The sequence below is a fragment of the Ruegeria sp. BC8 genome (genome assembly GCF_056535705.1).
The window spans coordinates 629,846-642,748 of the sequence record NZ_JBQFIV010000001.1 but is presented as its reverse complement, the minus strand read 5'-3'; the positions used below and the strand labels follow the sequence as shown (position 1 = coordinate 642,748).

The 12,903-nt window shown below is 62.1% G+C and carries 13 protein-coding genes; 6 read left to right on the top strand and 7 right to left on the bottom strand.

Going from position 1 to position 12,903, the window contains the following annotated elements; genetic code table 11:
* The first annotated feature begins 11 nt into the window (after positions 1-11).
* On the top strand, positions 12-251 hold the full coding sequence (locus tag ACR3EK_RS03400) for a hypothetical protein (protein ID WP_093964694.1): 240 nt from the start codon (positions 12-14) through the stop codon (positions 249-251).
* On the opposite strand, the gene ACR3EK_RS03395 is transcribed toward ACR3EK_RS03400, so the two are convergent.
* Positions 248-523, bottom strand: coding sequence for a DUF167 domain-containing protein (locus ACR3EK_RS03395; RefSeq protein WP_480632681.1), 276 nt, complete (start codon positions 521-523; stop codon positions 248-250). The two genes, ACR3EK_RS03400 and ACR3EK_RS03395, sit on opposite strands and share 4 nt — an antisense overlap.
* A 123-nt stretch (positions 524-646) precedes the next feature.
* On the opposite strand from ACR3EK_RS03395, the gene ACR3EK_RS03390 reads away from it, so the two are divergent.
* Positions 647-1,225 (top strand): nitroreductase family protein, encoded by a 579-nt coding sequence (locus ACR3EK_RS03390; protein WP_480632680.1) that lies wholly within the window; start codon positions 647-649, stop codon positions 1,223-1,225.
* On the top strand, positions 1,222-1,923 hold the full coding sequence (locus ACR3EK_RS03385) for an EI24 domain-containing protein (RefSeq protein WP_480632679.1): 702 nt from the start codon (positions 1,222-1,224) through the stop codon (positions 1,921-1,923). Before ACR3EK_RS03390 ends, ACR3EK_RS03385 begins: the two co-directional genes overlap by 4 nt.
* Here ACR3EK_RS03385 and ACR3EK_RS03380 read toward each other — a convergent pair whose 3' ends face one another.
* On the bottom strand, positions 1,924-2,199 hold the full coding sequence (locus tag ACR3EK_RS03380; RefSeq protein WP_093964691.1) for a DUF1467 family protein: 276 nt from the start codon (positions 2,197-2,199) through the stop codon (positions 1,924-1,926).
* A gap of 22 nt (positions 2,200-2,221) precedes the next feature.
* Positions 2,222-2,626 carry a methylmalonyl-CoA epimerase gene (gene mce, locus ACR3EK_RS03375; RefSeq protein WP_093964690.1) on the bottom strand — a complete coding sequence of 135 codons (405 nt, stop codon included), beginning with the start codon at positions 2,624-2,626 and terminating at the stop codon, positions 2,222-2,224.
* A 134-nt stretch (positions 2,627-2,760) separates the two neighbouring features.
* Between mce and ACR3EK_RS03370 the strand changes: the two genes are divergently transcribed.
* A complete protein-coding gene (locus ACR3EK_RS03370) occupies positions 2,761-3,480 on the top strand; it encodes a response regulator (RefSeq protein WP_480632678.1) in 720 nt (239 codons plus the stop codon).
* A gap of 263 nt (positions 3,481-3,743) precedes the next feature.
* Here ACR3EK_RS03370 and aspS read toward each other — a convergent pair whose 3' ends face one another.
* Positions 3,744-5,519, bottom strand: a complete 1,776-nt coding sequence (gene aspS, locus ACR3EK_RS03365; protein WP_170441700.1) for an aspartate--tRNA ligase — start codon at positions 5,517-5,519, stop codon at positions 3,744-3,746.
* A gap of 205 nt (positions 5,520-5,724) precedes the next feature.
* On the opposite strand from aspS, the gene ACR3EK_RS03360 reads away from it, so the two are divergent.
* Positions 5,725-6,951, top strand: coding sequence for a class I SAM-dependent methyltransferase (locus ACR3EK_RS03360; RefSeq protein ID WP_480632677.1), 1,227 nt, complete (start codon positions 5,725-5,727; stop codon positions 6,949-6,951).
* A 5-nt stretch (positions 6,952-6,956) separates the two neighbouring features.
* Here the strand turns inward: ACR3EK_RS03360 and ACR3EK_RS03355 are convergent, their stop codons facing one another.
* The 3 genes from ACR3EK_RS03355 to ACR3EK_RS03345 are packed head-to-tail and all read right to left on the bottom strand — an operon-like array spanning position 6,957 to position 9,360.
* Positions 6,957-7,628: a CPBP family intramembrane glutamic endopeptidase gene (locus tag ACR3EK_RS03355; protein ID WP_480632676.1), complete on the bottom strand. Its 672-nt coding sequence runs from the start codon at positions 7,626-7,628 to the stop codon at positions 6,957-6,959.
* On the bottom strand, positions 7,625-8,272 hold the full coding sequence (locus ACR3EK_RS03350) for an aminotransferase class IV family protein (RefSeq protein ID WP_480632675.1): 648 nt from the start codon (positions 8,270-8,272) through the stop codon (positions 7,625-7,627). The genes ACR3EK_RS03355 and ACR3EK_RS03350 overlap by 4 nt, the downstream gene beginning before the upstream one ends.
* Complete coding sequence (locus ACR3EK_RS03345) at positions 8,227-9,360, bottom strand: aminodeoxychorismate synthase component I (protein WP_480632674.1); 1,134 nt, start codon at positions 9,358-9,360, stop codon at positions 8,227-8,229. The genes ACR3EK_RS03350 and ACR3EK_RS03345 overlap by 46 nt, the downstream gene beginning before the upstream one ends.
* Positions 9,361-9,532: 172 nt before the next feature.
* On the opposite strand from ACR3EK_RS03345, the gene carB reads away from it, so the two are divergent.
* Positions 9,533-12,886 (top strand): carbamoyl-phosphate synthase large subunit, encoded by a 3,354-nt coding sequence (carB, locus tag ACR3EK_RS03340; protein WP_480632673.1) that lies wholly within the window; start codon positions 9,533-9,535, stop codon positions 12,884-12,886.
* The last annotated feature ends 17 nt before the right edge of the window (positions 12,887-12,903 follow it).

The window sequence follows — 12,903 nt, the reverse complement described above, 5'->3', positions numbered from 1 at the left end:
AGTCTGGGAACATGTTTTCGATTGAGCATGAATTCGACTCGACAGTCATTACCTTGGTGGACGAAGGCCCGGAGCCTTTGCAAGAAGACGTGGTGATCAACAGTTTCGCCGAGTGCGTCACGATCGAGCAGTTGGACCCCCGAACGGACCAGATGCAGAAAATCACCCTTTCGCCCGAACAGGTGCGCGATCTTGCCGCCGCTCTGGATCTGCCCGAAGGGGTGTATCAAATCAGGGAGACACCAGCCTAGGGATCGTAGACAAAGACCTTGTCGCGCCCTGTATGGCCTTTTTTCAGCGTCAAAGCTGACGGTGAAGCACCCATGGCCCGGGCCAACAGCTTGACCACGGCCTGGTTCGCCTTTCCATCCTCGGGCACGGCGGTGACAGCGATGTGTACTGTCGTCCCGTCGAAAGAAATCCGGTCCTGCGCAGCTTTGGGAGTCACCCGTACGGGACGCGATTGCCCGGGTCGCGCCAGATACGCAAGGTCCGGCAGGTTTCGCAGTTTCGGTTTTGCCATCACATTCTCTTCCGCATTTGGACGGTGCCGGGTGGCACAATATCCAACAGTTTTGCATCTTGCCCTTGAAACCGACGCGTGTCTGCCCGAGATACGACAGAACCATGTAAAGGAATTTAACATATGACGCTGAAAAACCCGGCTGCGTTCGAGTTCCTGCAGTCGCGCAGGTCGCGGCCCGCCAAGACGTTGATGGCCCCGGCGCCGACACGCGACGAATTGATCCCGTTGCTGACCGCAGCCGCTCGCAGCCCCGATCATGGCAAGTTGGAACCTTGGCGGTTCATCGTCATCGAAAAAGGCGCAATGCCGCGATTGGCCGATCTGACCGAGGAACGAGGCGTTGCGCTGGGGAAAAGCCCCGAAGACATTGCCAAGGCCCGTAGTCAGTTCGATATGGGGCATCTCGCTGTTGCCGTCATCGAAGTGCAAAAACCATCGCCGAAAATCCCGGAAATCGAACAAACCTACTCGGCCGGTGCGGTCTGCCTTGCACTGCTCAACGCAGCCCTTGCTGCGGGTTGGGGTGCCAACTGGCTTTCAGGTTGGCAGTCGCACGACCGCGAATTCTGCGAACGCGGTTTGGGCCTGGCCGACAATGAACGCATAGCCGGACTGATTCATATCGCAACCGAAGGGGCCACGCCGCCCGAAAGGCCCCGCCCGGACGTGGCCGCGATGACCGAGTGGGTGACGGAATGATTATCCTCAACGCGTTCTTCGCGGCCTTGGGACAGCTCGGCGATGCTCGATTCCGATCGGTGCTACTGCGCGGTGTCGGCCTGACGATTGTGCTGCTGGTTGTTGCCTGTGCGGTGGCGATTTGGGGCATCAACGCCCTTGCTGGTCAGGAGATTTCGCTGCCATTTGTCGGTGACGTCCCGTGGTTGAACGACGTTCTGAACTATTCGGGGATCTTTCTGGTTCTGATCCTGCCGGTCTTTCTGATGGTGCCGGTGGCCTCAGCCATCACCTCGATGTTTCTGGATGAGGTCGCACAGGCCGTTGAAGACCGGCATTATCCGAACCTACCCCCTGTTCCGTCCGTCCCGATCTGGGATGCGGTGCTGGACTCGCTGGGATTCTTGGGCGTGTTGATTGTTGCCAACGTATTGGCGTTGATCCTTTACGCGCTTTTCACACCCCTCGCTCCGTTCATCTTTTGGGGAATGAACGGGTTTTTGCTGGGTCGAGAGTATTTCACGCTGGCGGCCATGCGCCGGATCGGACGCGACGGTGCGCGGGCGTTGCGAGCACGCCATGCCGGGACGATCTGGGTCGCCGGAACCTTGATGGCCATCCCCCTGTCGGTCCCGCTGGTGAACCTTTTCATTCCGATCATCGGAGCCGCAACGTTCACGCATATCTTTCATGGGGTGTCGCGGCAGGCTGAGCGCTGATTACTCGCGCGGTTCCATTTGGTTCAACCAGTCAAAATCACGAACTGAAATTACGCCAGAAACAATGATCCCTGCGATCACCGCCCACAACACGATAGAAATACCGGTGGTGATCCAGATCTTTTTCTTCATGTGGTGAACTTCCGGGGCGCCCGCATGGGTTCCCGGCACGATGTCGCCCAGATCGCCTTGCGTCTTGATGCGGACCGGCAGCACGACCAACAAGGTCATGAACCAGATCACGGCGAACAAAACCAACGCAGCAGTGATTGTCATTTCGACGCCTCCTCAGCCCGGCTCAGACTTGCTCCAGCTCCACAAGGCACCCGTTGAAGTCCTTGGGGTGCAAAAACAGCACAGGCTTTCCATGGGCGCCGATTTTGGGCTCTCCGGTTCCCAGAACGCGGGCACCGGTCGCCTTCAGGTGATCCCGTGCGGCGATGATGTCCTCGACCTCATAACAGACATGGTGGATGCCACCCGCCGGGTTCTTTTCCAGGAAGCCGTTGATCGGGCTGTCGTCGCCCAGCGGGTACAGCAGCTCGATCTTGGTATTGGGCAGTTCGATGAAGACCACCGTAACGCCATGATCCGGTTCATCCTGAGGTTCACCAACCTTGGCGCCCAGCGCGTTGCGGTATTGGGCGGATGCGGCCTCGAGGTCGGGCACGGCGATGGCGACATGGTTCAGGCGGCCAATCATGGCAGTCTCCTCTGTTCTGCGTTGCAGCGTTTATGGGGGCTGCCCTGTCAAAGGGCAAGTGCGCCAAAACGCGCGTTAACCCTGTGTTAGCCAGGAGTTCCTAGCGTGAGGCATCTGCTGAAAGGAGTTCTGCCATGGACGATTCGGTGCCGTTCGCCCCATCCACCGTCGCCCCCAGCGCCACCCGGCCTTTGCTGGGTCAGACCATTCTGGTTGTCGAGGACAGTCGTTATGCCTGTGATGCAATGCGACTGATGTGCCTGCACAGCGGCGCCCGCATCCGCCGGGCCGATTGCCTGAGGTCGGCGCGCAGGCACCTTCAGATCTATCGCCCGTCGGTGATCGTGGTTGATATGGGTCTGCCGGACGGCTCTGGCGCAGACCTGATCGCGGAACTGAACGCGGTTTCCCCACGTATCAGCGTCATCCTTGGTATGTCCGGCGACGACTGCGCCGAAACGCTTGCCTTGCAAGCCGGAGCCGATGGTTTTCTGGCGAAACCGTTGAATTCGCTGATCAGCTTCCAAAGGGCCATCCTGGAGAACCTCCCCGAAGACCGCCGTCCGGGTACGCTCCAATCCGTCAAAGACGAACAGATCTGCCCCGATCCGCTGGCTTATCAGGATGACATGGCGCATATCGCAGATGTTCTGACCGGGCCTGCGGATTCACGCACGCTGGACTATGCCGCGCAATTCCTGCGCGGTGTTGCCCGAGATGCCGAGGATACGGTTCTGGAACAAGCAGCCCATGACCTCGCATCCTCGCGCGCCAAGGGCGCTCCGGTAACAGCTTTGGCTGCGCGCGTTGCCGGTCTTGTCCAAAGCCGTCTTGAAAGACGAAAGGCGATCTGAATGACACTGGCCTATTTCGTGACAACAGCCATGCTCTGCGCTTGGTGGTATTGGCACACCCGCAGATCCGCACGGACCATTCGCGCCAACCGCGAAAAACAGCCGAACTGGCTGGACTGATTTCAAGTTCAAGGGATTTTAGCCACTTGGAAAACGCAGGCACCGATAAGCACTGAAGTGCTTGGCGGAAAATTCGCTTCGCGCCACCGCAGTAGTTTTGACCGCACCCAAAGGTTTTTCACACTCTGTGTACGGTCCTTGGCTCATTCCTGAGGGATGACCCGCAGGCCCAGTTCCATCAGCTGATCCGAAGTCGGGTCCGACGGCGCTTGCATCATCAGATCTTCGGCACGCTGGTTCATCGGGAACATCATGACCTCGCGGATGTTGGCCTCGTCCGCAAGCAGCATGACGATCCGGTCGATACCGGCGGCGCAACCCCCGTGCGGCGGAGCGCCATAGTGGAACGCGTTGAACAGCGCGCCAAAGCGACTTTTGACCTCGTCCTCGCCATAACCGGCCAGCTCGAAGGCCTTGAGCATGATCTCGGGCTTGTGGTTCCGGATCGCACCCGACACCAGCTCGTAACCGTTGCAGGCTAGGTCGTACTGATAGCCCTTGACCTCAAGCGGGTCGCCCTGCAGCGCCTCCATGCCGCCTTGCGGCATCGAGAACGGGTTGTGTTCGAAATCGATCTCGCCGGTTTCCTCGTCCTTCTCGTAGATCGGGAAATCCACGATCCAGGCAAAGGCGAACCGGTCCTTGTCGGTCAGGCCCAGCTCTTCGCCGATAACATCGCGCGCCTTGCCGGCGACTTTTTCAAAGGCTTTGGGCTTACCACCCAAGAAGAACGCCGCGTCACCGACCCCAAGGCCCAGCTGCTGGCGAATTGCCTCGGTGCGTTCGGGGCCGATGTTCTTGGCCAACGGGCCGGCCGCTTCCATCCCCTCACCCTGATCGCGCCAGAAGATATAGCCCATGCCGGGCAGACCTTCTTTCTGGGCAAAGGCGTTCATGCGGTCGCAGAACTTGCGGCTGCCGCCACCGGGCGCGGGGATCGCGCGGATCTCGGTGCCTTCCTGTTCCAGCAGCTTGGCGAAGATCGCGAAACCGGACCCGCGGAAGTGTTCAGACACCACCTGCATCTTGATCGGGTTGCGCAGATCGGGCTTGTCGGTGCCATACCACAGCGCCGCGTCTTTGTAGGAAATCTGCGGCCATTCCTGATCAACCTTCCGGCCACCGCCGAATTCTTCGAAGATTCCCGTCAGAACTGGCTGGATCGTGTCGAACACGTCCTGCTGGGTTACGAAGGACATCTCGAGGTCGAGCTGGTAGAAATCCGTGGGCGACCGGTCGGCGCGCGGGTCCTCGTCACGGAAGCAGGGCGCGATCTGGAAATACTTGTCGAAGCCCGACACCATGATCAGCTGCTTGAACTGCTGCGGCGCCTGCGGCAACGCATAGAACTTGCCCGGATGCAGGCGCGAGGGCACCAGGAAGTCGCGCGCGCCCTCGGGGCTGGACGCGGTGATGATCGGCGTCTGATATTCGCGGAAGCCCTGATCCCACATGCGGCGGCGCATGCTGGCCACCACGTCCGAGCGCAGTGCCATGTTGCGCTGCATCGCCTCGCGACGCAGGTCCAAGTAGCGATAGCGCAGGCGGGTTTCCTCGGGGTATTCCTGATCGCCGAACACCATCAGCGGCAGCTCCTCGGCCGCGCCCAGCACTTCCAGTTCGCGGACATAGACCTCGATCTCGCCGGTGGGCAGCTTGGGGTTCACCAACTCGGCATCGCGCGCCTTGACTGTGCCGTCGATGCGGATGCACCATTCCGAGCGCACTTTCTCCAACGCGCTGAACGCAGCACTGTCGCCGTCGCACAGAACCTGGGTCACGCCGTAGTGGTCACGCAGGTCGATGAACAGCACGCCGCCGTGATCTCGCACCCGATGAACCCAACCCGACAGGCGGACGGTTTCACCGACATTTGCGGCGGTCAGATCGGCGCAGGTGTGGCTGCGATAGGCGTGCATGGATGATATCCCTTCGGGCGCTGAATTCGTCGCGCCGATACACCGCGATCGGGTCGGGAAGTCAAGGGTTGGAGCACGATGCGCCTCCATCGGAGCCCGGAATGCAGACAAATTCGAAAAAATCGCTATCTTTTGGACATGTGAACTCGAATAGTTTTCCCGGCACGCGGGAGCCAAGCCCCTTGAGCAAGGAGGTGTTCGGCCGATGTGGCAAACTGTTTTGGATCGCGTATTGCGGGGTTTCATCACCCGCGGAACTCTGCGGATCACCTATCCTGACGGGACGGCGCGCACCTATGGCGACGCCACGCAGCCCGAGGCGCATATCACCCTGCATGACCCCGCTTTGATGGCGCGCCTGGTGCGCAATCCCGAGATGGCTTTTGGCGAGGGCTACATGAACGGCACCCTGACCGTCGACGAGGGCGGCCTGGAAAGTGCCATGCGGATCGCGATTCGATGCGCGGCCAGCGGGTCATTGCCCCTGCTGCAGCAGATCCAGGACTGGGCCGGGTATCTGCTGCGACCGATCCTGCAGCGCAACTCGGTCCGCTCGGCGCGGCGCAACGTGGCGCATCACTATGACCTGTCCGACGACTTCTACCAGCTGATGCTGGACCCTGACATGCAGTACAGCTGCGCCTATTTCCAGCAGCCCTGGATGACTTTGGAACAGGCGCAAGCCGCCAAAAAGGCGCATATCGCGCGCAAGCTGTGCCTCGAGCCCGGAATGCGCGTACTGGACATCGGCTGCGGCTGGGGCGGTCTGGCCCTGACGCTGGCGCGTGACCACGGCGTGCAGGTGACCGGGCTGACCCTGTCGCAGAACCAGCACCGCACCGCGACCGCGCGGGTGCAGAAGGCCGGGCTGACCGACCGCATCGACATTCGGCTGATGGACTACCGGCAGATGCAGGATCAGTTCGACCGGATCGTCTCGGTCGGGATGCTGGAGCATGTGGGCGCGCCACAGCTGCGCACCTATTTCGACCGGGTCGCAGCCCTGTTGAAGCCCGACGGCGTGGCGTTGATCCATTCCATCGGCCGCAACGGGCCGCCCACCGGCCAGTCGCCCTGGCTGAACAAGTACATCTTCCCGGGCGGCTATGTCCCGTCGCTCGAGGAAATCGTCAAACCCGTAGCACGCACCGGTCTGTGGTTTCTGGATGTCGAAAGCCTGCGGCTGCATTATGCCCTGACCCTGCGCGCCTGGCGCGACCGGTTCGAGAGCAACCTGGACCAGGTGCGCGCGATGTATGATGACCGGTTCATCCGCATGTGGCGGTTCTACCTGACCGCCTGCATCCTGGTGTTCGAAGTGCGCGACCAAACCGTGTTCCAATTGCAGCTGGGCCACCGCCGCGACGCGGTGCCTTTGACGCGTGACTATCTGTACCAGCCCGATCAGGACATGCGCAACGCCGCCGAGTAGAGCCGTTAGAACGGGCGCTGCACGTTGCCGGAATAGAAGAACACGCCCAACCCGGCGGCAAAGATGATGTTGCCGGCGATTGCGTGCAGCAGCACCGCATAGAAGAACGACCCGCGCTTGCGGTAGGCCCAGGAAAACAGCAGCCCGCCCGCGAATGTCATCACGGTGACGATCCAGCTCCAATACATCAGGTGCGCAAAGGCGAACAGCCCGGCGTTCAGCAGCGGCAAGGCCGCGCCGTCAGGCAGGATCGCGTGATAGCGGCGATAGAACAGCGTGCGGAAAAGCAGCTCTTGCGGCAGCGCCGACAGCAACGGATAGCCCAGCCAGATCACGGCCAGAAATTCGGGCCGGTTCAGCAGCAGAAAAAAGGCCGCATCGGGGCGCGTGGCCATCACCAGGGCCGAACAGATTGCCGCCATTGCCAATGAAAACCCGATCACCTCGGCCCAGCGCCAGTTGCGCCAGCCATAGCGCAGCTCGGCCCAGGAATAGCCCGGGGTGTGGTGCAGCAGGGCGATTCCGATGGCGGTGAAGAAGAACAGGGCCGGAAACATCCAGTCGGGTGGAAATAGAACCGCGATCAGCAAGGGGACCGCGACATAGAACGCCACGAATTCAGCCTTCAGGCGCAGGTTCGATACCTGCAATCCACGCGCAGAGCTGCGGTCGCTCATGGCAGCATCACCTTGGCCGGTATCAAACCGCGCAAGGAATTGCCCATCCAGACCCGGTGCGCGGCGCCTAGGTCATGCAGGGTCAAGACCGTCTCGGCCGCGCGTCCGGTTTCGATCAACTCCTCGCGCAGGATGCCCGGCAGCAGGCCCGCGGCAACCGGAGGTGTCAGCAGGCGCCCGCCGTCGATTTCGACGAACAGGTTGGTGATGGTGCCCTCGCACAGTTCATCCCGTTCGTTCAGGAACAACAGTTCGTCCACGCCGTCGGGCATTTCCGCCCGTGCCTGATCATAGATCGCGCGGCGGGTGGTCTTGTGGCGCAGCCAGGTGTCCGAGGACGTCAGCCTTGTTGTCGCCAGACCCACCGTCCAGCCCGGCGGGTTGTCTGCCAGAGGCCCCGTAGTGACCTCGGGCTTGCCGGTGATGTCCAGCGTCAGCCGACACCGCAGCGAGTCCGCTCCGGACACACCGTCCACCACTTTGCCGACGCGCCGCACGTCGAACCGAACACCCAGCCAGTCCGCAGTCCGCGCCATGCGCCGCAGGTGACGGGTCACACGTACAAAGCCCTGCCCGGGCCGAAACGCAAAGGTTTCGATCAGGCGGAAATCAGGCTCAGTTGGTGCGCGAACCGGGCTTTCCATAGCGCTTCCTCATATTCCGACGCGGCGGTGCTGTCCCAGACGACGCCTCCGCCGACGTTCAACGTGGCCCGATTGCCCTCGACCATCAAGGTCCGGATCGCGACGTTGAACTCCGACCGCCCGTCCGGGGCGGCCCAGCCGATGGTGCCGCAGTAGATGTCGCGCGGCCAGGGCTCCAGATCCGACAGAATCTCCATCGCACGGATCTTGGGCGCCCCAGTAATCGATCCACACGGAAACAGCGCCGACAGGATGTCGGACAGCCCGGCCCCCACCTGCAGCCGCGCCTGCACCAGCGACACCATCTGGTGCACGGTGGCGTAGGTCTCGACCTTGAACAGCTCGGGCACCTGAACCGTTCCCGGCAGCGCCACGCGGCTGATGTCATTGCGCAGCAGGTCCACGATCATCAGGTTCTCGGCCCGGTTCTTTTCGTCCGAGGACAGGAAATCGCGCCGCCGCGCGTCCTCGGCCAGATCGGCGCTGCGCGGCTGGGTACCCTTCATCGGCCGGGTCTCGATCATCCCGTCGGCATCGGTGCGGAAGAACAGCTCGGGCGAGCGGCTGAGCAGATCGGGCAGCCCGTCCTGCTGCACCAGCGCGCCATGGCCGACCGGCTGCCCGGCGGTCAGCGCGGCATAGAGCGCGGCACTGTCGCCCTCGGTTTCTAGGTCGATGGGAAAGGTCAGGTTGGCCTGATAGATGTCCCCGGCCCCGATCGCATCATGCACGGCGCGGAAGGCTTCGGTATAGCGCGCCTCGCTCCAACGCGGCTGAAATGCAGTCAGCCCGGCCGCACCGGACGGCAGGTCCTGCACGCTCGGGCCGTCGAACACCCCAAAGCACAATAGCGGCAATCGACGGTTCGCGGGCAGCCTTGCGGCCAGCTTCGGCTCAAGCGCATAGCCAAGCTCGTAGCTGGCAAATCCGGCCAGCCAGCCGCCCTGCGAGCGCGCGTCATCCAGCGCCGCCAATGCCTGGGGCACCTGCTCCGCCCGGTCGGCGCGGATCACCTGGGCGGGCCGGTCGAAACCGGTGCCCGGACCGGCGGGTCCCTGATCGAAACGAATGCGCAATTGCTTCCTCATCTGCCGTTCAGCGGCATATAGAGAATACGGTGCCAAGGGAAAGGGGGGAAAGCGGCAATTTCGCTTCCGTTTCCGATCCCCCTTGCACCTTTTGCCCGGGTCCCTATAACGCACGACAATTTGGGCGCTTGGGCGGCGCCCGCGACTCGTGCAAAATCGAAGGGACCAGGCCATGCCGAAGAGAACCGACATCCAGTCGATCATGATCATCGGGGCGGGGCCCATTGTCATCGGGCAAGCTTGCGAATTCGACTATTCCGGCGCCCAGGCCTGCAAGGCGCTGCGCGAGGAAGGGTATCGGGTCATCCTGGTGAACTCGAACCCTGCCACGATCATGACCGACCCGGAACTGGCCGACGCCACCTATATCGAACCGATCACGCCCGAGGTCGTCGCCAAGATCATCGAAAAGGAACGCCCCGACGCCCTGCTGCCTACAATGGGCGGGCAGACAGGCCTGAACACCTCGCTGGCGCTGGAAGAGATGGGCGTGCTGGAAAAATTCGGCGTCGAGATGATCGGGGCCAAGCGAGAGGCCATCGAAATGGCCGAAGACCGCAAGTTGTTCCGCGAAGCGATGGACCGCCTGGGTCTTGAAAACCCCAAGGCCACCATCGTCACCGCCCCCAAAAAAGCCGACGGTTCTGCCGACCTGGATGCCGGCGTGCAAATGGCCTTGGACGAGCTGGAAAACATCGGCTTGCCCGCGATCATCCGCCCCGCCTTTACATTGGGCGGCACCGGCGGCGGTGTGGCTTACAACCGTGAGGATTACATCCACTTTTGCCGCTCGGGAATGGATGCCTCGCCGGTGAACCAGATCCTCGTCGACGAAAGCCTTCTGGGCTGGAAAGAATATGAAATGGAGGTGGTGCGCGACACCGCCGACAACGCGATCATCGTCTGCTCGATCGAGAACGTCGATCCAATGGGCGTGCATACCGGCGACTCGATCACCGTGGCCCCTGCGCTGACGCTGACCGACAAGGAATACCAGATCATGCGCAACGGCTCGATCGCCGTTCTGCGCGAGATCGGCGTCGAAACGGGCGGATCGAACGTGCAATGGGCGATCAACCCGGCAGACGGCCGCATGGTCGTGATCGAGATGAACCCGCGTGTGTCGCGCTCGTCAGCGCTGGCGTCCAAGGCGACAGGCTTCCCGATCGCCAAGATAGCCGCCAAGCTGGCGGTGGGCTACACGCTGGACGAGCTGGACAATGACATCACCAAGGTCACGCCTGCGTCTTTCGAACCGACTATCGACTATGTCGTCACCAAAATCCCGAAATTCGCTTTCGAGAAATTCCCCGGATCCGAGCCTTACCTGACCACCGCGATGAAATCGGTGGGTGAAGCCATGTCCATCGGTCGTACCATCCACGAATCGATGCAAAAGGCGCTGGCTTCGATGGAATCGGGCCTGACCGGGTTTGACGAAGTTGAAATTCCGGGCCTCAGCATCGGCCCATGGGATGCGGTCGAAAGCAGCGACGACAAGGCACATGTCATCAAGGCCATCAGTAAGCAGACACCCGACCGTTTGCGCACCATCGCGCAGGCGATGCGCCACGGTCTGACCGACGACGAAATTTTTGCCGTCACCAAGTTCGACCCGTGGTTCCTGGCCCGTATCCGCGAGATCATCGACGCGGAACGCACCGTCCGCAAGGACGGCCTGCCGATGACCGAGGACGGCCTGCGCCGGCTCAAGATGCTGGGCTTTACCGACGCGCGTCTGGGCAATCTGGCCGGCCGCGACGAGGCCAACGTGCGCCGCGCCCGCCACAATCTGGGCGTCACCGCCGTGTTCAAGCGGATCGACACATGCGCCGCCGAGTTCGAGGCGCAGACGCCCTACATGTATTCGACCTACGAGGCCCCCACGATGGGCGAGGTCGAATGCGAGGCCCGCCCCAGCGACCGCAAGAAGGTGGTCATCCTGGGCGGCGGCCCGAACCGGATCGGCCAGGGGATCGAGTTCGACTATTGCTGCTGTCACGCCTGTTTCGCGCTGACCGACGCGGGCTATGAAACCATCATGATCAACTGCAACCCCGAGACGGTGTCGACCGACTACGACACCTCGGACCGGCTGTATTTCGAGCCGCTGACCTTCGAGCATGTGATGGAGATCCTGCGCACCGAGCAGCAGAACGGCACACTGCACGGCGTGATCGTTCAGTTCGGTGGTCAGACCCCGCTGAAGCTGGCCAATGCGCTCGAGGCCGAAGGTATTCCGATCCTGGGCACCACGCCCGACGCGATCGACCTGGCCGAAGACCGCGAACGGTTCCAGGCACTGGTCAACGATCTGGGCCTGAAACAACCCAAGAACGGCATCGCTTCGACCGACGCGCAAGCGCTTGAGATTGCAGAAGAGATCGGGTTCCCGCTGGTGATCCGCCCGTCCTACGTGCTGGGCGGCCGCGCGATGGAGATCGTGCGCGACATGGATCAGCTGAAGCGCTACATCAACGAGGCCGTGGTGGTCTCGGGCGACAGCCCCGTGCTGCTGGACAGCTATCTGGCCGGCGCGGTCGAACTGGACGTGGACGCGCTGTGCGACGGCAAGGATGTCCATGTGGCCGGCATCATGCAGCATATCGAAGAGGCCGGCGTGCACTCGGGCGACTCGGCCTGTTCGCTGCCGCCCTATTCGCTGTCGAAAGAGATCATCGCCGAGATCAAGGACCAGACTTTCAAGCTGGCCAAGGCGCTGAACGTGGTCGGGCTAATGAATGTGCAGTTCGCGATCAAGGATGACGAGATCTACCTGATCGAGGTCAACCCGCGCGCCAGCCGCACCGTGCCCTTCGTGGCCAAGGCGACCGACAGCGCCATTGCCTCGATCGCCGCGCGGGTGATGGCGGGCGAGCCGCTGTCGAACTTCCCGCAACGCCCACCCTACAAGGAAGGCCAAGACACCAAGATCGCCGACCAGATGACCCTGGCCGACCCGGACATGCCCTGGTTCTCGGTGAAAGAGGCGGTGCTGCCCTTCGCCCGCTTCCCCGGTGTCGATACCATCCTGGGTCCCGAGATGCGCTCGACCGGTGAGGTCATGGGCTGGGACCGCGATTTCCCCCGCGCCTTCCTCAAGGCGCAGATGGGCGCGGGCATGGTGCTGCCGTCCAAGGGACGGGCTTTCATCTCGATCAAGGATGCCGACAAGGGTCCGGCGATGATCGAGGCTGCGCAGGTTCTGGTCGAGCAGGGATTCTCGCTGGTGGCCACCCGCGGAACACAGACATGGCTGGAGTCCAAGGGCGTGCCTTGTGACGTGGTCAACAAGGTCTACGAGGGCCGCCCTGATGTGGTGGACATGCTGAAGGACGGTCAGGTCCAGTTGGTCATGAACACCACCGAAGGCGCGCAGGCAGTTGAGGACAGCAAGGCCATCCGCTCGATCGCGCTGTATGACAAGATCCCCTACTACACCACGGCCGCGGCCAGCCATGCCGCCGCGCTGGCCATCAAGGCGCAGGCTGAAGGGGATGTGGAGGTCAAATCGCTACAGGGTTGAAGCCCGCAGCGGACAAG

Bases quoted from the DNA above. Each gene is read 5' to 3' on its own strand.
- ACR3EK_RS03350 (WP_480632675.1), bottom strand. From the start codon at position 8,272: ATGGAAAGCCCGGTTCGCGCACCAACTGAGCCTGATTTCCGCCTGATC.
- carB (WP_480632673.1), top strand. From the start codon at position 9,533: ATGCCGAAGAGAACCGACATCCAGTCGATCATGATCATCGGGGCGGGG.
- mce (WP_093964690.1), bottom strand. From the start codon at position 2,626: ATGATTGGCCGCCTGAACCATGTCGCCATCGCCGTGCCCGACCTCGAG.
- aspS (WP_170441700.1), bottom strand. From the start codon at position 5,519: ATGCACGCCTATCGCAGCCACACCTGCGCCGATCTGACCGCCGCAAAT.
- ACR3EK_RS03380 (WP_093964691.1), bottom strand. From the start codon at position 2,199: ATGACAATCACTGCTGCGTTGGTTTTGTTCGCCGTGATCTGGTTCATG.
- ACR3EK_RS03395 (WP_480632681.1), bottom strand. From the start codon at position 523: ATGGCAAAACCGAAACTGCGAAACCTGCCGGACCTTGCGTATCTGGCG.
- ACR3EK_RS03400 (WP_093964694.1), top strand. From the start codon at position 12: ATGTTTTCGATTGAGCATGAATTCGACTCGACAGTCATTACCTTGGTG.
- ACR3EK_RS03345 (WP_480632674.1), bottom strand. From the start codon at position 9,360: ATGAGGAAGCAATTGCGCATTCGTTTCGATCAGGGACCCGCCGGTCCG.
- ACR3EK_RS03360 (WP_480632677.1), top strand. From the start codon at position 5,725: ATGTGGCAAACTGTTTTGGATCGCGTATTGCGGGGTTTCATCACCCGC.
- ACR3EK_RS03355 (WP_480632676.1), bottom strand. From the start codon at position 7,628: ATGAGCGACCGCAGCTCTGCGCGTGGATTGCAGGTATCGAACCTGCGC.
- ACR3EK_RS03385 (WP_480632679.1), top strand. From the start codon at position 1,222: ATGATTATCCTCAACGCGTTCTTCGCGGCCTTGGGACAGCTCGGCGAT.
- ACR3EK_RS03370 (WP_480632678.1), top strand. From the start codon at position 2,761: ATGGACGATTCGGTGCCGTTCGCCCCATCCACCGTCGCCCCCAGCGCC.
- ACR3EK_RS03390 (WP_480632680.1), top strand. From the start codon at position 647: ATGACGCTGAAAAACCCGGCTGCGTTCGAGTTCCTGCAGTCGCGCAGG.